Source organism: Aquimarina aquimarini (genome assembly GCF_900299535.1).
Lineage (GTDB): Bacteria > Bacteroidota > Bacteroidia > Flavobacteriales > Flavobacteriaceae > Aquimarina > Aquimarina aquimarini.
In genome coordinates, this window is sequence record NZ_OMKE01000056.1 from 26,996 (window position 1) to 48,208 (window position 21,213).

At 31.8% G+C, this 21,213-nt stretch carries 13 protein-coding genes; 7 read left to right on the top strand and 6 right to left on the bottom strand.

What is annotated here, in order from left to right; genetic code table 11:
- Window positions 1-89: 89 nt before the first annotated feature.
- The 3 genes from DG508_RS18850 to DG508_RS18860 are packed head-to-tail and all read right to left on the bottom strand — an operon-like array spanning window position 90 to window position 3,123.
- The gene (locus DG508_RS18850) at window positions 90-626 is read right to left on the bottom strand and encodes an FcoT family thioesterase (RefSeq protein ID WP_108869635.1); all 537 of its coding nucleotides are present in this window, start codon (window positions 624-626) and stop codon (window positions 90-92) included.
- Between the two features lie 3 nt (window positions 627-629).
- The gene (locus tag DG508_RS18855; RefSeq protein ID WP_108869636.1) at window positions 630-1,526 is read right to left on the bottom strand and encodes a TauD/TfdA dioxygenase family protein; all 897 of its coding nucleotides are present in this window, start codon (window positions 1,524-1,526) and stop codon (window positions 630-632) included.
- A gap of 19 nt (window positions 1,527-1,545) precedes the next feature.
- Window positions 1,546-3,123 carry a long-chain-fatty-acid--CoA ligase gene (locus DG508_RS18860; protein ID WP_108869637.1) on the bottom strand — a complete coding sequence of 526 codons (1,578 nt, stop codon included), beginning with the start codon at window positions 3,121-3,123 and terminating at the stop codon, window positions 1,546-1,548.
- A gap of 1,238 nt (window positions 3,124-4,361) precedes the next feature.
- Here DG508_RS18860 and DG508_RS18865 point away from each other — a divergent pair.
- The 4 genes from DG508_RS18865 to DG508_RS18880 all read left to right on the top strand — a co-directional run bounded on the left by DG508_RS18865 (window position 4,362) and on the right by DG508_RS18880 (window position 8,058).
- Window positions 4,362-4,718, top strand: a complete 357-nt coding sequence (locus DG508_RS18865) for a hypothetical protein (protein ID WP_108869638.1) — start codon at window positions 4,362-4,364, stop codon at window positions 4,716-4,718.
- 326 nt (window positions 4,719-5,044) lie between these two features.
- Complete coding sequence (locus DG508_RS18870; protein ID WP_108869639.1) at window positions 5,045-5,986, top strand: diiron oxygenase; 942 nt, start codon at window positions 5,045-5,047, stop codon at window positions 5,984-5,986.
- A 131-nt stretch (window positions 5,987-6,117) separates the two neighbouring features.
- A complete protein-coding gene (locus tag DG508_RS18875; protein ID WP_108869640.1) occupies window positions 6,118-7,290 on the top strand; it encodes a hypothetical protein in 1,173 nt (390 codons plus the stop codon).
- A 15-nt stretch (window positions 7,291-7,305) separates the two neighbouring features.
- Window positions 7,306-8,058: a glutamine amidotransferase-related protein gene (locus tag DG508_RS18880; protein ID WP_108869641.1), complete on the top strand. Its 753-nt coding sequence runs from the start codon at window positions 7,306-7,308 to the stop codon at window positions 8,056-8,058.
- A 598-nt stretch (window positions 8,059-8,656) separates the two neighbouring features.
- Here DG508_RS18880 and DG508_RS21120 read toward each other — a convergent pair.
- Window positions 8,657-8,842 (bottom strand): hypothetical protein, encoded by a 186-nt coding sequence (locus DG508_RS21120; RefSeq protein ID WP_159090929.1) that lies wholly within the window; start codon window positions 8,840-8,842, stop codon window positions 8,657-8,659.
- 255 nt (window positions 8,843-9,097) lie between these two features.
- Here DG508_RS21120 and DG508_RS18885 point away from each other — a divergent pair, with 255 nt between their 5' ends.
- Both DG508_RS18885 and DG508_RS18890 read left to right on the top strand, forming a co-directional pair.
- On the top strand, window positions 9,098-12,709 hold the full coding sequence (locus tag DG508_RS18885; protein ID WP_108869642.1) for a carbohydrate-binding protein: 3,612 nt from the start codon (window positions 9,098-9,100) through the stop codon (window positions 12,707-12,709).
- Between the two features lie 197 nt (window positions 12,710-12,906).
- On the top strand, window positions 12,907-13,890 hold the full coding sequence (locus tag DG508_RS18890) for a phosphatidylinositol-specific phospholipase C (protein ID WP_108869643.1): 984 nt from the start codon (window positions 12,907-12,909) through the stop codon (window positions 13,888-13,890).
- 100 nt (window positions 13,891-13,990) lie between these two features.
- Here DG508_RS18890 and DG508_RS18895 read toward each other — a convergent pair whose 3' ends face one another.
- The gene (locus DG508_RS18895; RefSeq protein WP_108869644.1) at window positions 13,991-15,853 is read right to left on the bottom strand and encodes a beta-1,3-glucanase family protein; all 1,863 of its coding nucleotides are present in this window, start codon (window positions 15,851-15,853) and stop codon (window positions 13,991-13,993) included.
- Window positions 15,854-15,991: 138 nt separating this feature from the next.
- Window positions 15,992-17,419, bottom strand: a complete 1,428-nt coding sequence (locus tag DG508_RS18900; RefSeq protein WP_108869645.1) for a carbohydrate-binding protein — start codon at window positions 17,417-17,419, stop codon at window positions 15,992-15,994.
- A 956-nt stretch (window positions 17,420-18,375) separates the two neighbouring features.
- On the opposite strand from DG508_RS18900, the gene DG508_RS18905 reads away from it, so the two are divergent.
- Window positions 18,376-21,204, top strand: coding sequence for a helix-turn-helix and ligand-binding sensor domain-containing protein (locus DG508_RS18905; protein WP_108869646.1), 2,829 nt, complete (start codon window positions 18,376-18,378; stop codon window positions 21,202-21,204).
- The last annotated feature ends 9 nt before the right edge of the window (window positions 21,205-21,213 follow it).

A 21,213-nucleotide genomic window follows, 5' to 3' on the forward strand; every position in this document is an offset into this window, starting at 1 on the left:
TATTTCATTAAAATTGTCATCATTAGAAAATTTTAATTGTTATAAAAAAGAGAGTTTGTTTAAAATGATATAAGAACTACTATAAATAATTAAGGATTTAAAAGCACTACAAGTATTTCTCCTGTAGATTTTCCATTTATGCCATCTTCGAAATTACAGTAGGTATTTACAAAAGTACCTGTAGATCTTTTAGATAAACTTTTGATACCGATCTCACCCTTAAATTTTTTTGCATTAATTTCGGTTTTATAAGATGATGATATCTTGGCTATAAGGAGATGTGAAAGTTGGTTCTGGAAAAATATCTCTCCTTTATACATATTGAGCTCAGGAATCAGATTTTTTAATATACAATAGCCAAAAAAAGTATATGCTAATTGATTAAAACAGATGTTAAACTCTACGGCATTAAAATGACCAGTATCATCTATATAACAGGAACTGGCAATACCAAAATTACCTTTTCCTACTAATTCTTTAACCCCATTATGCTCATTAATATGTACATCTAAGTTTTTTAAGTAATGACAATGGTCGTGATAGGGGGTTAAAATTTTTTTTATATAATGGTCTTCTACCTTAAGGAGTGAGTTCTCTATGTCTGGATACATGTTTTTTGTGTTCATTTCTTATGAGTTTTTAGAGATTCCTTTATAAAAAGGGTATTTGTCATAGATACCGATTCTATAGCTTTTACTTTTCTCACCTACAGGTAATGCTGAGGATTTGTGGAGTAAATACCTATTATCCCAAATAATCAAATCACCTTTGTCCCAATGATGTGTGTGAATATGTTCTTCTTTCTCGATAAAATCAAATAACCTCTTTATTGTTTGTTCACTTTCTTCATGATTCATCCCTTCTACCTTCATCGTAAATCCACTACTTGCATATAATATTTTATCTCCCGTAACAGGGTGCTCAATAATTGCTGGGTGTTTTACAGGGGGTGCCGTTTTATTTTGATATTCGATTAATTGCTGTATAGATTTGTCTATATCATCTGGTGTTACTTTATACCTGTTATTACCTCCATGAATTAAGATTTTATTCTCAATAAGTGTTTTTAAGTCTTCAGGTAAGTTTTTATAAACCTTATTCATATCTATATAAGAAGTAGACCTAACTGTTTCTGGAATTATTACAGGAGTAATTGCAGTAAAGGATAAAGGTTGTTCTTGAAATTGACAATCAGTATGCCAGTAATGGCCAGTTCCAGCTACTCCTACTTTTTCACCAGGTTTATTTACATTAGAAGAAACAAAAATCTCAGGAAAATTGGGGTGATGATAATTTTCTTGTAAATAAATCTGCGGAGTACCTAGTTTTTTTGTGAAATCTACATACTGCTTAGGGTCTAGGTTTTGACCTTTAATAACAATTAGTTTATTGCGATAGATAGCACTTAGGATTTCGCCTATTTCTTCGCTTTCAGGTTCTAATTGTACGACATCTAAATTTGTGATGACAGCTCCTATTTGATCTTTTTCTGCATCTTTGATGTTAATCATTTGTTGGGTTTTCATTATAATGGTTTTAAAAGTTTTAGTTTACTAGTCTTTCTTGGTTTTTCCAGAAAGGTTTTTTTAATTCTGTTTTTAATATTTTGCCGCTTGAATTTCTAGGTAAGGCATCAATAAATGAAAAGGATTTGGGTATTTTAAAATCTGCAATTTTCCCTTTTAAAAAATTGACTAAAATAGTTTTGTTAATTAAGGAAGAATCTTCTTTGGTTACTACAAATGCTTTTACGATTTCTCCCCATTTTTCGTCAGGGATACCTATTACCGCTACTTCTTTGATACATTTGTGTAGGCTTAAAATATTTTCAATTTCTGCTGGATAAATATTTTCACCAGCATATATGATCATATCTTTTATTCGATCACAAATAAAAAGATATCCGTCTTCATCTAGATAACCAGCATCACCTGAACGAATCCATCCATCGACTAAAACTTCATCATTAGCTTGCTCGTTTTTCCAATATCCTACCATATTTGAAGGAGATTTAATCCAAATCTCACCAATACTACTAGGTGTTACTATATTTCCTTCTACATCTACTATTTGTATTTCTACTCCTGGGAGAGGTTTTCCTGCTGATTTAAGTATTTGATCTGATTTTTTTTGATGATCTTTTGGCCTTAAACAAACAGCCATATTTCCAGTTTCGGTCATGCCATACATCTGAAAAAAATCACATTTAAATATTTTCATTGCTTGCTTTAATAAGTCGGGCGATATAGGAGATCCGCCATATAGAAAACTATTAACGGATGATACATCTATTTTTTTTATTGAAGGTTCTAATAAAGAAAATTGAATCATAGAGGGCACCATTCCTACTTTAGTAATTTTGTGCTGTTCTATTAATTCCAAAACTTTCCATGCAATAAAAGCATCAATAAGTATTCCTGTACTGCCACTAAGAAACCCTTGCAATGTCCACCACATTCCTCCGATATGAAAAATAGGAAGAGACAGTAATAATTTATCTTCGGAATTTAAATCTACCCATAAATCTCCCCTGTCGCGCATTCCATTTAACAACTGAAAAAAGGTGTAATTCCCAATTTGTACGCCTTTTGGTCTGCCTGTTGTTCCACTTGTATAAATCTGAACAACAATATCATTTGTATCATATACAGCATCAGGTTTCAGTATTGATTGATCTGATCTCCAATCCAAATAGTCGGTATATTTACTATCTTGATTATTAATCACAATGATCTTTAAAGTGTTTACTAGTTCTTCATTAAGTTTTTCTATTATAGGAAGGAATTCATGCTCGACAAAGATAATTTCACTTTCTCCGTTGGTAATAATAAATAAAATTTCGTCATAAGTAAGCCGCCAATTTATTGGGGTAAAGACTGTTTTGGCCTTAACTGAACCGAATAAAATTTCATAACTATATAAACTGTCTTTACCTAAAAAGGTGATTCTAGAATTGGGCTTGATATTTTCATTGATCAAAGCATTTGCAACCTGATTTGAAAATTCATTCAATTTGCGATAACTCAATTTCTTTTTATTAAAAATAAATGCAGTCTTGTCATTATATAATTGCGCTTGTTGAAAAGATGCTTCTGCTAAGGTTTCAATATTTTGAAGTTTCATTTATGTTTCATTTGAAAATGTTAATTTTTAGGCATAACATATGTATATGGCACACAAACCTTATACTTAAAAACGAGATGCTTAAAGTGTAAAATTTGACCTTTTGAGTCTTCTGAAATTATGTGTTATTAACCCGTTGTGTATTGGTGAAATCGATATAAGTCTTTCGGATATGTTCGTTTATAGTTTTGAGCTTTTAAACTGAAAAAGAGGGTAGCCTCAAATCACTATTTTATTAAAAACAATTTTTACAAATTAGAATTAATAATATGAATCAGGTATAGTGCGCTGACTATAAAGTTGATTATTGTGATAAGAATAGAATTCATATAATTATATCTTAAATTTAAATGTTGATAAAGTAGAAGTTGTATAAAACATAGAAAAACGATTAGTTTTTTTATGGAGTTTAATTAACTTCTTATATACTTTATAAAAACTTAAGCCTAATTAGATTTTTTATTCTAAGACTAGAATAATTCAGTATAATACAACAGAAATATTATTGTATTTGCAAGAGCCGAAAAAAATATACGAAAATCCTAAGAATCCATTTCTGAATACCTTAATAATGAATTCACCATTTTAAGTGATTAAAAGGTTTTTTTTGAGTAATTGGTTTTACTATTTGAATTAAATCCGAAGATTGAATGTTTTGTAAATAATTCATGTGGGTAAGTTTTGTGGTTTTAAGATGATTAAAATTATACAATTTTAGATAGGTTTAGTCATAAAAAAAGTTAATAAAATAAATAATATCATAATTTAATGTTAATAGGTTAAATTTTGTTTAAAATGAGGGTAAAGGATTAATTGGAGTTTAAAAGTTGAAATTAATTTTCACAATAAATAATATTTGATGAATGATTGATAAAAAAGAAATGTCAATTTCCTATAATTTTTCATAGAAAACAGGCATTTTGTAATACAGTTGATTATTGTAATATTAGGTTGCAATCTTCATGTAAAGAGTTCAATATTAGCCCTGTATTCAGTACAAATCCTGATAAACAATTGTTTATCAGGATTTTTTGTTTATAATAGATACTACTTTAATAAATAAATAAGGTGAGGCGCAGGAAACAATAACGAAATACAGGAATCATTGAAAGAATACTAATGTTTTGTATTTTTTTTTGATATTTGGATACTTATTTAACAACTTATTGTGTTTTACAGTTATTTTAATTAGCTAGATTTACACTATTGGACTGATAATCATATAATATCATATAATTATGAATTATTTAAAATTTAGTGCATTTAACCGTTCTACTTTTTCTATGCAATCTTGTTCTAGAGATGGGATTAATTATTCTGAAAAAAACACTTCTCAAGAGGAATCTCAGTTTGAGCTATCAAAAGAAGTTTCAGATATATTTTATGCCTTAGAAATACCGCTAAGAGATGTCTATTTTGATATTCTCACTCATGAGCAAGGGTATGATGTAAGACTTTGTCATACTGATAGAGAAAGACTCAAGTCATCTGTTGTTTTAGGTTTCTCTATAACAAAAGATCACTTGGCAGGAATTCATACCAGAGAAACTCCTTCAGGAGACAAATTGAATCTAGAACCTGTTATGATGATATAAATATTTGTTTTATCATACCCACAGGGATTTGATATCAATTCCATTCTCATTCAATTTTTTTAAACCTAAAATAAAATTATTAATTGTCTTGACTTTTTTAATGTAATTAAATGACATCTGTAAAGAAATGATTTAAAATATGTTAAATAAAGCTCATGCTATAATAATTTCGTTTGTATCAAAAAAACATGTGGTTTGCTTTTGTATTAAGTAACTATTGTTTTCTTGTTAAAATTTTATTTTCATGTTGATTGATAATATCTGTAACCAAAGGTCTTATCAAGACACATTTTATATATCAATAACATCTTAAAACCTTTAAAATTATGTCACGACCAACAAAAGAGTATATCTCTAGGTTCAAACAATGGCAAGACACTGCTATTGTTCATTTAAACACTCATCCTACTCTTCAAGATTTTGAAGAAGGTCTAGATTTCTATTCTAGAGAACTTTCTCTTCTACTAAAACACCCAAAAGTTGCTAGTTTGCCTAAGGAAAAAATTGATTCTTTACTAGTATTAGAGCTTTATAATTACTTAGAGTTTACAGTTTGGCTAGAATTGGGGCCAGTAAACGAAGTTTGTAATTTAATTAGAATGCCTTCTTTTTTACCTTGGTTATCCAAGGAAATGAAAGATGATGCATTAAAAATTTATGTAGATGAAGGGGCACATGCAGAAATGGCGTTTTCACTTATTTCAAAAATAGAGGATTACACAAACATTAAATCCCTTAGATTAGAACCTATGTTTCTAAAAGAGCTCGATGCGATTATTCTTAATCAACCCAAGGAGCTTGAAAAAATGATAAAAGTCTTTTTTGTTATCATTTCAGAAACATTAATTACTGGAACATTAACTGGTTTGCCTAATGATGAAAATGTTCAAAAAGGAATCAGAGAGTTTGCTCTTGATCACGCTACAGATGAAGGGAAACATCATGCTTATTTTAAGCACTTTTTTGAGATTTTATGGCCAAAAATGCCTAGAGAATTGCAGATTACAATAGGAGAACAACTCCCTAAGATGATGCTAGGTTTTTTAAACCCAGATGCTCACGTATTAAAACAAGTATTACTACAGTTTTTTTCTGAAGAAGAGTCTGAAGAGATTTTAGATGACCTTTTAAGCTCTGAAGAAATAATAGAAGGAGTTAGAAAATCTAGTTTTCCTACTAAAAACATGCTTAAGAAAAGTAAATTGTTTGAGATCAAAGAAATTGAAAATGCTTTTAGTAATCATCAGTTGTTAAAAGTTCCTGTGTAATATTGTTCTTCACAAACAATCATTTTTTATCACATAATCAAAATTTAAACAAATTTGAGTGTACAGTTATTTTTGATTGTGTGATTCTATTTTGGATTTTTTTAACCTAAAAATAAATACTCTTAAAACATATGAAAACCGACACCACAAAAAATCTTAAGGATTTAATAGTAGCATTTATATCTACACCAGAATCCGATGGCTCTAATATAGATTTATTACTAGAAAAAGATGCTAAAGAAGTCATAGAAACATTTCATCATTGGATGAAAATGATCTCTAGAATAAACAGTAGAATTTTGCTAAGAAATTTATCCTTATTAGATCATAATACGGCTATTTTTGCACTTGTTAAACCAATAAAAACTCAAGTGGGAATTATATGTCAGTCTGCAAAAGATCAAAATCTTGATTTAGAAAAAAGGATTGAGTATCTAACACAGCAAGGAGCAGAGTTTATTTTCTATCTCTCTTATGATCAGAGTAAAGAAGAAGAGTTCATAGAGGCTTCAAAAAAAGAGAACGTTTTACCAATTAATATACATTGGTTAACTTCTATAGTTATAGAAAACAGTAAACCTTTCTTTGCACAGTTAGGAGAAACTGATGCATATGAGTGGACTCCTTATATACAAAAAAAGGTTAATAATTTGGTTAGTTTACAGGTCAACGATGAATTAACCAAAGAGCAGGAAGAGATAAATCATGTTTTAAAAAACTATAAGGGTGACATACTAACGGCTGAATCATATTTGCCAACGATTACATTGCCAATGTCTACAATTATTCGATTTTATACAGAAAAAGGCTATTCTGATGCAGAAATCAAAAAAGTTGTATCCTTGCGAGAGGAAGAAATAAAAACTTGGAAAAGTCACATAAATAATTATAACAGATACCATATTATAGCTATAGATTCTTTAAAGGAATATTTAATGAATCCAAAATATTTTGATATGGAGTTGACTATAGATGAAGTGATGGAGCAGTTGTCTAATCTGTTGGCTATCTCTAGATATTCTAATTATAATTTATGCTTAACTGAAGAGGTGATTGAATTATCTTATGAAATCAAACACCCTACTATTATACTTAGAACAAATTTTCGTAAAAAGTCAATGCCTAAGATAGGAAGTATATCAAATATCATTTTCTCTGATGGGGTGATTAGTGATAAATTTGAAAACGAATTTTGGGATATATATAACGCGGCTTCAGAAAAAAATAAAGAAAAATCATATATTCTAAAATATGTGTCAGACCTGATGCAATCAACATTTGAGCATGAATTTTCTATAACATAATTTAAACTTATTACTATGATCAAATTACATATTGTTATTCATGAAAAATTTGAAGGCCTTGGTGCAATAAAGGATTGGATTTCAAACAAAGGATATGACGTTTCTTTTTCTAGAGTATATCTAAATGAAGAACTACCAACGACGATCAATCATCTAGATGGGTTAATTGTAATGGGAGGTCCACAAAGCCCCAATACAACCAAAGAAGAATGTTCTTATTTTGATGCTAAAGCAGAAATGGCACTGATTAAAAACTTTATAGATCATCAAAAAATGGTTATTGGTGTTTGCCTTGGTGCGCAGATGATTGGGCAAGCATTAGGTGCTCCTGTAGAAAAAAGTCCAGAACCAGAAATTGGTTATTTTCCGATAATGAAAACCAGAGAGGGGCATATACATCCAAAACTTGTTCATTTTCCTGACAATGCGGTTGTAGGTCATTGGCATGGTGATATGGCTGGATTAACTCCAGAAGCCAAGGTTTTGGCTTATAGTGAAGGATGCCCTAGGCAGATTATCGAATATGCAGACTTGGTCTATGGATTACAATGCCATATGGAGTTTAATGAAAGTTGTATCGAAGGATTAATTGAAAATTCTACTGAAGAGCTTGCAGTACTCAACTCAAGAAAATATGTTGATTCTATTGAGACCTTAAGGAAGGAAAATGATTTTGATCTTATGAATACGCTTTTATTTACGTTTTTGGATACTGTTATTAAAGATTATAAAAACAAAAAAAGCAAGCGTATAGTTTCTAAAATATAATCGATTAGATACTATAAAGTGTATATGCTAAATCAGTAAATAGGTTGGTCAAAAAATCATTTTTTGACCAACCTATTTTTTTTTGGTTATTTACTAAGTGAAATTTTAATACTCCGAGGCTTGCTTGGAATTTAAATGCATGTTCCACACGAATACTTTATGAGCAAACCCCTAGGTTGTCTGTCTTCTATAAAACATACGTATTAGTATTTTTATGACAAAAGCATTAAATATTCGTCTTAGTAATCTTAAGAAAACTATTTGGTATAAAGGGTATCTAAATCATAAGCGTTGATAAAATTATAGTAGTAATCATCAAAGTTTTAACAATATCTACCCCATCAGTGAGGCTATTAGATGCTCTATTTAGCTCAAAACACCTTCTGATGCGTCTTTTTGACGAAGTGTTTAGCTTTGCTGGTCGAATTTTTAGGTCTTTGAGTTAAAATTTCAACCCATAAAGCTGAATTTTTAACTCTGGAGGTTAAAAACTTTGTGTTTTTTATTAAACGGAGCGTCTTTTTGACCCATCGGAACGTATTTTTGGTGAAATAAGTTACTAATTCTCGATTATTGAGTTTTTGTAAAGATTCTATTCTTAATTCATATATGATTTTTGATCTTGATCAGAAATCGACTTGTAAAAAAGTATTTTTACCACAACATTACCTATACATCTATATGGTGTCTTATTATTATCAGAGACATTTATTAATTCATTTTGAATCCTTGATAATGCTGTTTTTGTTTTGAATAAGAGGGTTTTATAATCTTTTTTATTCATGTTTACGCATGTCTTATTACCCCATGTATACTTTTTGTAGTGGTAAGTACTATGATATTCAAAAGAGCTTTGGGTTATTTTTGAACAATAATTTTTTTAAAGAATAAGTACTCAATTAAAACTCATGAATTCTAAAAAAAGCATGTATCATACATTACTGATGTATGTATGTCATGTTTGTTAGCCCTATTCATAATCCACACATAAATATTCAATTTAGAATTATAAACTTAAGTTCAAAAAAAACTCTTATTAATGAAAAAATTAATTTCATCACTGATTATAGTTGTACTATTACTATTACAGTGGTCATGTACTACAAAAAAGAAAGAAATAACGAATTATCCTGTTGTACAATTCAAAGAGAAAGAAGAAAAAGAAGAACATAACCCAGATAAGCATGCTATATGGACCCCTGAACAAGCGGCACGTCATCAAAAAATTCTTAAAAAACTTACTGTAACATCCAAATCTTTTATTAAAAGTAAAAGTGGTTCTAATACTACTTATGCAGATGGAAACTTACAAGGAAAATGGACCGTAAGAGGCCCTAAAAATATGCCAGGAGCATTTGTATTTGCAGAAATGTTGGACGGTACAGATATTGTTTATGGTGTAACCTATAACCACTATCCAAAGGAGTACAATTCAAAATCTTACATTTATAAAGGAACAGTGTACAATCCAAAAAAGGGTAAGGGAGGGGATGATTTTAAATTATTGACTGCTAATTGGCCAAATAGATATCAAAACTTGTTTGCTTTTAAAGTAAATGGAACCACCAGATTAATAGCTCATGTAGAAAATGGGCCTTTATATTATTCTGATGATGAAGGGAATTCTTGGGAAAAATCAGAAGGACTCCCCGAATCAAATACAAGTTCAGCGATCAATAGGCAAGACAAGCATACTATCTATGTTACCAATAACAAATCTGTCTATGTTTCAAACGATTTTGGAGTTAGTTTTACTTCTCTACAAAGCTTCAATGATTCTAAAAACTCTTTTTTGTATACCCCAAGGTATTCTAATCAACCAAATGCTGACCAATTATACCTGGCAAGAAGTGGTTCTTTCTACACCTTAAATGCAAGTAAAACAACATTTGTCAAAAACGGATCGTATACATCAAACCATGGTAGTACTAGATTTAGTATTGGTGGAGATTCTAGAAAATTGTACGTAACCGAAAATAAAAAATACTGGGCATCTATCAATGGAGGAAAAAGTTGGAGTGAGAAATATCCTAAAGGCAGAGCTTATAAAGACGAAACAGCAATGAGTTCAGGTAGGTTTTTTGCCGCAAATCCAGAAAACGCAAATATTGTGATTGGAGGCTATGTGTGCCCAGCGGTATCAACCAATGGACTTGAATCTACATCTGCTAATATTACAGGTTGGGGGAGATATCAAAACGGAAATCATTTATCTACACAAGATTATTATAACCGTATCCGATTCAATTATCATCCTGATTTTCAATCGTTTTATTTCTTTTACAACAGTAGTGGAGATCTTCTTTCTCTTCGCTGTTCTGATGGTGGAATTTTTGTTTCTTATAAAGAATGGACAGATTATCCAGCTCCTGGAGTAGCTTTTGATAATTCTGGATACGCAAATGCCCATTTTATTAATATTACTACCCTCAATACGATTACACCTTTAATTTACAGAAAAAATTTATTCACAGGAGCTAATGATCCTAATCATATCAATTATAGTACACAAGATCAAGGTAGTGGGAATATCATTCCTGGAACTACAGGAGATGTATTGGATTTTTATCAAAGCATTGGAGGGGATGGGCCGCCTATGGAGAGTTATGATGGAAAAAATGTATGGAAATGGTATCCTCATGGTGCAAAAGTATGGGGGCCAGTAAAAGTGTATGGAGATAATGGAGATTTTCAATCTATCGGAGAAATTAGGGGACAGTTTAATTCAAGCCCCTCTGTTGAGTTTCCCAAAAGAACTGATATGTCATGGATTCAAATGCATATAGATCATGATCAGCCAGATCAAAGAATATGGATGCTAACAAAGCAATTAAATAGAGCTACCGTAAATGGAAATAAGTTGATTGGTCATTCAATTACCAAAGGAACTAATCAAATAGCTGCTCTTGCTCAGGGTTGGGAAAACCCAGATGAACTCTTTATGCTTCAGGATGGGAAGGTTCATATTTCAAAAAATAGAGGAGACACTTTTGGAGTTGCAATTGCAACTCCTTACAAAAAAACCAGAGGAGGTCGTGGTCGTGGAGATATGGGAGATGGTGTGGTTATCCCTACAAATAACTGGATATTGTTTTGTGCTCCTAGTACCAATGATGTAGGATCTATCTTATCCAAAGATGGAGGAAATAATTGGATCGATGTTACAGGGGATTTTCCGTATGGAGAAGATGCACAAACTGGAGGTATGGTAGTTACCCCAGATGGAAAATACGTTTTTGCAGGTACAGATATAGGTCCATATGTATTTGTAGTAGAAAAAGAAAAATGGTTTTCTATTGCAGAAGGTATTGGTTTTTTTAATGCAATGGATGTAGATTATATCCCTTCTATCAATACCGTTCGTTTTGGATCTTGGGGTTCTGGCATATTGGATTTCAAAATAGAAGAACTTACAAATCAGCAAACCGCATACAAAGAGCATTCAATACCAGGAATTATACAAGTAGAAGAGTATGATAATGGGGGAGAAGATATAGCATATCATGATACTGATAGTGCCAATAGAGGTAATCAGGGAAGACTTACTGAGGGAGTAGATATGCAAAATACGACCGATGAAGGAAACGGTGCCAATGTAGGGTGGATTAGAGATGGTGAGTGGCTAGAATATACGATTGCCAATATAGAAAAAGGTACTTATGATATTACATTTAGAGTTGCTAGTACTGCTACTACTGCTAAATCTATAGAAGCCAAATTAGGAGCAACCAATTTGGGTACTGTTGCTGTACCAAATACAAATGGATGGCAATCATGGAGAGATGTAACCATTACCAATGTTAGGATTACTGATATTACGATTAATCAGGTGTTACGACTCAATCTTAATGGAGGGTCTTTTAATTTTAATTGGGTGAAATTTGAAAAAAATACAGCCCACAAAGTGCATTCAATACCAGGTATTATACAGGCAGAAGATTATGATATTGGTGGAGAAGGTTTTGCATATCATGATACAGATATTTCTAATAATGGTAACCAAGGAAGACTTAACGAAGGGGTAGATGTGCAAAATACAACAGATATAGGAAAAGGAACCAATGTAGGATGGGTCAAAGATGGTGAATGGCTTGAGTATACGATTGCGAATATAGAAACAGGAAACTATGATATTACATGTAGAGTCGCTAGTCCAGTTAATTCTACTAAATCTATAGATGTTAAGTTAGGAACAACCAATTTAGGGTCTGTTATTGTTCCAAATACAAATGGGTGGCAATCATGGAGAGATGTAACCATTCCTAATGTAGCTATTACTAATTCTGGAAGCAAACAAACGTTACGACTTAACCTGTACGGAGGATCTTTTAATTTTAATTGGGTGAAGTTTAAGAAAAACACGACGGTAATGAGTAGATCTGGTATAGAGCAAACGTTATCTGGTTTAAGTTTTTACCCTAATCCTGTAAATGATTATTTGACCATTGATTATAAAATTAAAGAAAATTCCAGCATTACATTACAAGTGATAGACCTAATGGGGAGAGCGATTGGAAAACCTAAACATATTACCAATAGTAATTCTAGTGATTTGCGATTAGACCTTACTCATTTACCAGAAGGGATTTATTTTTTTAAGGTTACAGAAAATAAATCTTCTATTGTTGAAAAATTTATGGTGGTACGATAGAGGTGAAATAATGATTTAGTTTTTGTGGAATTAACCAATAGGGTTGTAAGTGTTTTTTGAGTTAGTATAAAAATACATATATGCAACCCTTTTTGGGTTTAATAACATAGATAGATAACAGGATATTAGAAAACATTCAACCCTATCGTGTCTTTATACTACTAATTAAAAAATGAAACCAATTTAAATTAATACATATGAAAACCAATTTTATTACGAAGGCTGTTTTAGTAATAGCAACAGCCTTACTTTTTCAATCCTGCGAAAAGGACGATGGTTTAGAATCTATTATTTCTAATCCCTCACTAGAAACAAGCGATGTCAAAAAAAATAGCCCTAATTATTCTTTGTCAAGTTGGATGAGAGTGATTAATGGAAACACAAATCTTTCTGCATTGAGTATTCCAGGTACACATGACTCTGGAGCAAGATACGACTCTTCATTTTTTTCTGGTACAGCAAAATGTCAAGATTTAACTATCGGAGAACAACTACGCAGTGGGACTCGGTTTTTGGATATCAGATGTAGGCACATAAATAATAACTTTGCTATACATCATGGAGCAGTATATCAAAAGCTTAATTTTACTGATGTAGTAAATTATTGCTATGATTTTTTAAATAGAAATCCTACAGAGACCATTATCATGTCTGTAAAAGAAGAGCACGATCCTAGTAATAATAATCGCTCATTTGAAGCTACTTTAGATTCTTACATTAATAAGAATGCTAGTAAATGGTATTTGGGTGAGCATATTCCCACATTAAATACTGTAAGAGGAAAAATTGTATTGCTAAGAAGGTTTCATGCAAGAAATAAACCCAAAGGTATTGACGTTACCAAATGGAAAGATAATACCACTTTTACCATAAACAATGGCAAAGAAGTTTTAAGAATACAAGATAGATACAAGATATCAAGTAATGGTACAAAATGGAATAAGATAACAAGCTTGTTATCTGATGCCAAAAATGGAAACCGCAGAACGATGTACATTAATTTTACCAGTGGATATCAATCAAACTGGCTTGGCATCCCTAGTATTCCTAAAGTATCCAACAATATCAACCCTAAAATAACAAATTATTTTAATCATAATAGAGCTGGTCGCTATGGGGCAATTTTAATGGATTTTGCCACAGCAAGTAGGAATAAATTAATTATCGAAACTAATTTTTAAACCTATTGCCTCGATAGAGATAAAATAAATAGGGCTGTCTAAAAAGACAGCCCTATTTTTATTCAATGTTTTGTTCTAGATAGGTTGATACGAAATCAAACTATTTTTTAATCAGTTGTTTTGTTATGATACGACCGTCAATATCTACTTTAGCAAAGTACAAACCTTTGGCAAGGTTAGATAGATCAATAGGTGTATTTGGTAGCGCATTATAAGATGCTACTTTATGTCCTAAATTATTAAAAATAGTGATTTGTGCATCTTTACCGCTATACTCTAACTTAATTTGATTATCAAAAGGATTTGGGTACACCACAAGTTGCTGTTTGTTATTTTTGCTACGGTTTTTAATAGTTTCTAAAGACCTGTTAGTACTACTAATTTTTAGCCAATTTACATTGTAACCTGCTGTAGGAACATAAATAGCTATCTGTTGTGTTCCCGCCGTTAGATTAGTAGTATGAGATATGGTTTGCCAGTTTTGCCACCCACCTGTATTGGGTACACTTATTGTTCCGTAGATATTTTGTCCTCCAGCTTTTTCTAGTTGAATAACTCCACCATTTGTAGGGCTAGCTACTCTGTATTCTACTTTATAAGAATCGTTTGATGGGATATCAATATCCCAGATCATCCATGACCCATTGGTAAGATATCCTACATTTTGTCCACCTTCAGAACATTGTTCTTTTTTAACTTGATAAGAATTTACATAATCTTCTGCTTCAATTAGGGTACTAAATCCTTGCGGACGACTATCAAGACCACCAATAGTGATTTTTGCTTTTCTTGGATGTGGCGTATGAATAGTGGCAGATTGATTATAAACATCATCATAGGCAAAAGTATAAGTTTGACTTTCAAAACTAATCTCTGGTTGATGAAAGAATTTAGAATACCAGTTATAAGGCCATGTTTGATAATACTTAGATGTATCTCCAAAATTTTGTAGTACTCCTGATGATACATTCAAATCAACGGCATGTCGTGTAATTGCTGCAACCATTTGTGCTTGTACTACCAAATCCCATCGTGCTCCTGATGCCATAACACCACTTCCTTCCATAGCTTCTAGCGTAGTTGGTTTTCCTGAGATGGTGGCAATCTGGCCGTCACTATCACGACGAAATACAAATCGATTTCCGTTTTGTACTCTTCCTCTCCAGATACCTGCATCTGATGTAAATGCAAGTTCTTCATTTGAGTATTTAAACCAGATATCATTGATGTAGCCATCCATAAAACTTTTCGGGAATCCTTCTACTTTGGTAGGGAAATGAATAGCTCCTTCTGATGGGTTTAACAAGTTTTTAAACTCATTAGGAGCTGTTGTTTGCCATTGAGCGATAATCTCATTGTGCTTCTTTAATTCTCCTACTTTTTTATAAAAGTTATCACCCCAAACTTCTAGACCCATAGGATATTGGTAAGAATCAACCCTTGAAGTATTAGACCATAAACCATGATTGTTGAGTGTTAATTCAATCAGCTCATGTTTAATTCCCTGATTAGGATCTGTTGGATTCGTTAGATTTGGAGCAGAATACCCGCTAGGACTTCCCGAGTGGCCAAAAAAGTAAAGATATAACTGACTTTTAAAAGAGATCATGATCCGGCAACCTGCTATTTTAGGAATCTGGATCGTTTTATTAGGGATATCACTTAATCTACGAAAGCAGTTGGCATATTTACCATCTTGTCCAGGACCTAGATTACCACCAATAACAGGTCCTTGCACCGTATTGTTAGAAAGGTCCATGGGATGTACTTGACTGGTTACAGGGTCTACCCATACATGGCCATCTGTAATACCTACAATGGCTATAAAAACCTCGTTGTCGGGATATTTAGAGTTATTAGCAATTTCATAAGGCAATGTTTGTGCCTGTGTTATAGAGCACAAAAGCAGTAATAAACCAATAAAGAATATATTGGTAAACTTATTTTTACGTTTAGTTTTCATTGGTATTTGATTTTAAAAGATTAAATAGATTTAAAAAAAGGAGATAACTTTTTTTATACAGTTTCAAATGATTGACGAATCATAAAGAATCTCCTTTATAAGTTGTTGTAATAAAAGGTGTCAAGTAACCAATACTTATTATTGTTTGACGATACGTTTTGTTATTTTAATTCCGTCTTTTTCAATAGTGAGGAGGTATAGCCCTTTAGGAAGGTGAGAAAGATCCATCGTATTTTCGGCCTGATTTATTTTTGGAGTCATCATTTTATGACCTAAAGCATTGAGGATAATTACTTTTGTGTTTTTCAAATTTGTATTGAATTGAATTGAATTTGTGAATGGATTTGGGTAAATAGAGAGTTCTTCTAGAAAAGTATTGGTATTTGTCAAACTATTTTTTGTGTCATTGGTTTTAGAAGTTTGTGCTTTTATAGAAAACCAGTTGAGGTTCCATCCACCCTTAGAAGCAAATATTCCAAAATTATGGGTTCCTGCATTTATATAAACGGTATGAGAAATTGTTTCCCAATTTTGCCATCCTCCAGTTGCAGGAATAGTTATTTCACCTAGCTTTGAGGCTCCTGCATTGATATCAAGAGAGAGGTTGCCGCCATACATGCTGGCAACACGATATTGCACTGTATAATATCCAGAAACAGGAATAGAAATATTGTGATAGGACATCCAATCATCCGTATCAATCCATCCTACATTTTGTCCTCCTCCATGATCAGCAGTATTTTCTACCTGAACTCCTTTCATAGCAGTATAATTTTCGGCTTCTATACGAGTAGGAAGGTTATCTGTGTTATCTTGATATACGCGCACATAATCTACATACATGCGAGCAGGTAATTTGTTGTTATCAACTACAAAACCTGGCCATTTACCGCCAACTGCCAAATTGAACAATACAAAGTACTCGTCATGAAACTCGCTGGTTCCATTAATACCATTACTTATATCAACTTCATTATATTGGTGTCCATCAACAAACCATTTTATACTGTTTTTATCCCATTCAACAGAGTAGATGTGATAGTTGTTTGGAGTGACTGCTGTGTGACCAGTGTGTGACGCATAATTTCCTTGACCGTCCTTCCAATGTATGGTGCCATGAATTTCTGGATCACTATTTACATGCTCCATAATATCTATTTCTCCACAAGCAGGCCACCCCAGCGTAGTAATATTACTACTTAGCATCCAGAAAGCTGGCCACAATCCTTGACCTGTAGGCATGGCTATTCTGGCTTCTATTTTACCATACTTAAACTTTTTTCTTCCCTGAGTTTTCATTCTTGCAGAAGTATACTGTTGTCCACCAAAATCTTCTCTTTTTGCTGTGATAACCAGCTTACCATTTTCTACATTGGCATTTTCTTGCCGATAATATTGTAATTCCTTATTTCCCCAGCCCGAGTTATTTCCAGTTTCAAAAACCCAATCATGGCTAATTCCGTTTGTAAATTCATCCTGCCAGACTAAATTCCAGTTTTGAGAGATAGCTGATGGGCTTATTAGTATCAAAAAAAGTATAAAAAATGCGGTTTTAATTGTTTTCATTTGATTTGTGTTATTAAGTTAGTTTATGGAAATAATTCTCTGGTTTGTTCACAGGTACTCAATAGGTATTTATTCATCGATTATAGGTTGAGTAAAACGGCTATTGATGTAGTTGAATTAGATAAGAATACGAGGTGTCAAGGCTATTCTTTTCTTTGTGAATACCTCAGAGATTTGTGTCATAAATAATGTTTCTTAAGATTAAATAGTTATTGTTCTTATTTATTAATATTCCTCTTTCTGACCATAGTAAATTTAGAAAAGCATTGTGTAGATGTAGTGCAATAGGTTGCAACAAAAAGTATACAATAGGATGCTTTCTTTTTTTTATTCATTAACCTCCTTTATAGTACAACTTTAAAGAGTTTGTGAGTCTTAAAATAAATGAGAAAAGTAGAGTCATATACCTTTTTGTAGAGGTAATGTTGTAGTGTTTTTTGTGGTGTATTGCTTTATTTCTATTAGAATAAACCATGTATAATTTCTTTATACACTTGATTGTATGAACAACTGATTATTTTTTTTGATAATAGATAGAATATACAGATTGACACAGAGGTTGGTTTTGTATTCAAAAGAACGAGATAAAATAATAGTTTAGAATAGAGTGGAAGAGAGGTGTGGTTTAAGTGGTTGTAAATAAAAGTGTTAGGTTTTTGTGAACGAATCTTCATATTTCTACTTAAGAAAATGAGGGAAATTAACCCTGAAATTATGGGGGATATTACAATAATATAAAAAGTTAAAAGTTATGTAACATAACTTTGTAACCCAATGGAATTTACGATCACTTTGTTTATATAATGTCTGCTTATTTGATGTAATTATAATACGTACGATTAGTAAATTATATCTCAGTATATTATACAACAATAGCATGTTTAATGAAATGATCACTTCTTTAAAGCATACTGTTATAGAGGATTCCATTATATCCATACTTATAACACCTACTCATGTTTGTCAACGATACTTTGATTTCTCGAGAAAAAAGATTTTTATTGTTACTTTTTTTGTTTCCCATACTACTATCCTCACAAGAGTTACCTCCTATAGAAACATATGTGCCAGAAAATTATGGTGGAGAAACTCAAAATTGGTCTATTTCTCAATCTAATAATAAATACATCTATGTAGCAAATAATAAGGGCTTATTAGAATTTAATGGGGCGACATGGGTATTATATCCAACACCAAATGAAACAGTAATGCGATCTGTAAGAGCGGTTAGTGATCGTATCTATACAGGTTTTTATATGAATTTTGGATACTGGATAAAGAACGATTTCGGAAAACTAGAATACAACTCATTGAGTGATGAGATCAAAGATAATTTACTAGAAGATGAACAATTTTGGGGTATTGTAAATCATGAAAATCGAGTACTGTTTAGATCGCTAGATAGAATTTATATATACAATACCGATACCGAAGAAATAGATATAATAAAATCTAAAAATGGGATTCAAGGTATGTTTACTGTTGGTGGCGAGATTTACTATCAAGATACTACAAGAGGCATCTTAAAAATTAAAAAAGGCGAGCCCGTACTGCTTACAGATTTTCCTATTGCCAACAATGATCAAGTGATTAATATTTTTCAGATTTCTGATGGAGTTCTTATGCTTACAAAAGGCACTGGATTTTATACATGGTCAAATGATGAGGGTGTTCGCAAGTGGGAGATTCCTGCAGATGAGATTATAAGAACCGCCAAAGTATATAGTGGGATACAGTTAAGAGATAAAAGTTTTGCTTTGGGTACCATATCCAAAGGAATTATGTATCTGTCACCAAAAGGAGAGATTATACATCAAATTAACCAACATCAAGGGTTACATAATAATACAGTCTTGTCATTGTTTGAAGATGTTGATACTAATATTTGGTTAGGGTTGGATAACGGAATTAATTGTATAAATATAAAATCTCCTATCAGGTTTTTTAATGATTATGAAGGGAATATAGGGACTGTATATGCTTCAATAGTTTTTGAAGATTTACTGTATCTGGGTACGAATCAAGGATTGTTTTATAAAAAAATGAATACCAACGACCCGTTTAGGTGTATTGAAGGAACAAAAGGGCAGGTTTGGAGTCTTTTTGAATATGATAATACTCTTTTTTGTGGTCATGATTCGGGTACCTTTCTTATTCATAACAATACGTCTAAGACGATTTCTACAGTGAATGGAGGCTGGATTTTTAAAACGATTCCAGAACATCCAAACTGGTTATTACAAGGAACATATACTGGATTATGCTTATTTGAAAAAAAGGATGGGAAATGGGATTTTAAACATAAGATTGAAGGTATTGATTACTCAGCAAGGTATATAGAAATAGAAGGTCAAGAAATATGGATAAACCATGAATATAAAGGTTTGTTCAAAGTTGAAATGAATAAGGAATTCAATAAAATATTGGATCATACCAAAGAACCTTCAATACCTAAGGGGAAAAACTCAAACATTGTTACATACAAAGAATATATGTTATATGCACATGAGGGAGGTGTTTTTGTATATGATAAACAATCAAAGCGCTTTGTAAAAGAAAGTATTATAAGTCAGATTTCTGGTGATGAAAAATATCACACAGGAAAACTTATAAAAGATAATACAGGAGGATTGTGGGTTTTTTCTCAAGATAATATTGGGTATATCTCATCAAGCCAGTTTTCAGACGAACTAAAAATTACAGAAATACCTATTTCAAGGTCTTTAAGAAAAGAAATGTTTGGTTTTGAGAATATCACCCAAATCAAGGAAGGCGTTTATCTATCTGGAACCACTAGCGGGTATATGATATTGGATCTGTCTCAAATAAAATTTGAAGAGAATACTATAATCTTGGATAAGGTATCTGTAAAAAATAAGAATACAGAGTTCGAGGATATATCATTGCTAGCTACAAAAGCTGTTTTTGATGCTGATCTAAATACAATTTCTTTTTCTTATGCTATCCCAGAGTATGATGTGTGTTTACGCTCTAATTATCAATATAAACTCAATGGGTTTTATGAGAATTGGAGTAGTTGGAAACCAGATTCTCAGGTTGTTTTTGAAAACTTGCCTTATGGGGAGTATACATTTATGGTTAGAGCTAAAATAGGGAATAAACTGAGTGAAAATATTGCTGAGTATTCATTTAGAATAAACAGCCCTTGGTATTTATCTACACTAGCAATGTGGAGTTACTTTTTATCCATATGTCTTGTGTTATTTTTAATTCATAAGATGTATAAACGATACTACACTTTGCAGAACCAAAAAATGATAGAGGAGAATAAAAAACAGCTTGCGCTCAAAGAATTAGAAAAGGAACGAGAAATCATGAGGCTTACTAATGAGAAATTATCTCAGGATATAGAAAGTAAAAATCGTGAACTTGCCTCATCTACAATGCATGTTGTTAAGAAAAATGAAATCCTTAATAAAATCAAAAAAGAGCTTCAAAAATCTGAAACCAGAAAAAAAGAACTTGTAAATGTTGAAAAAATCATTGATAAAAATTTGAACCATAAAGACGACTGGAAACATTTTGAGGAAGCATTTAATAATACCGATAGAGATTTCCTAAATAAATTAAAAGCCAAACATGCAGATTTGACCCCCAATGATTTAAGGTTTTGTACCTATTTACGGCTTAATTTATCGTCTAAAGAAATTGCCCCATTACTCAATATCTCTGTAAGAAGTGTAGAAATTAAACGATATAGATTAAGAAAAAAACTGTGTTTATCTAGAGAGCAGAGTTTGGTAAATTATATTCTTGAGCTTTAATGCAAGGGT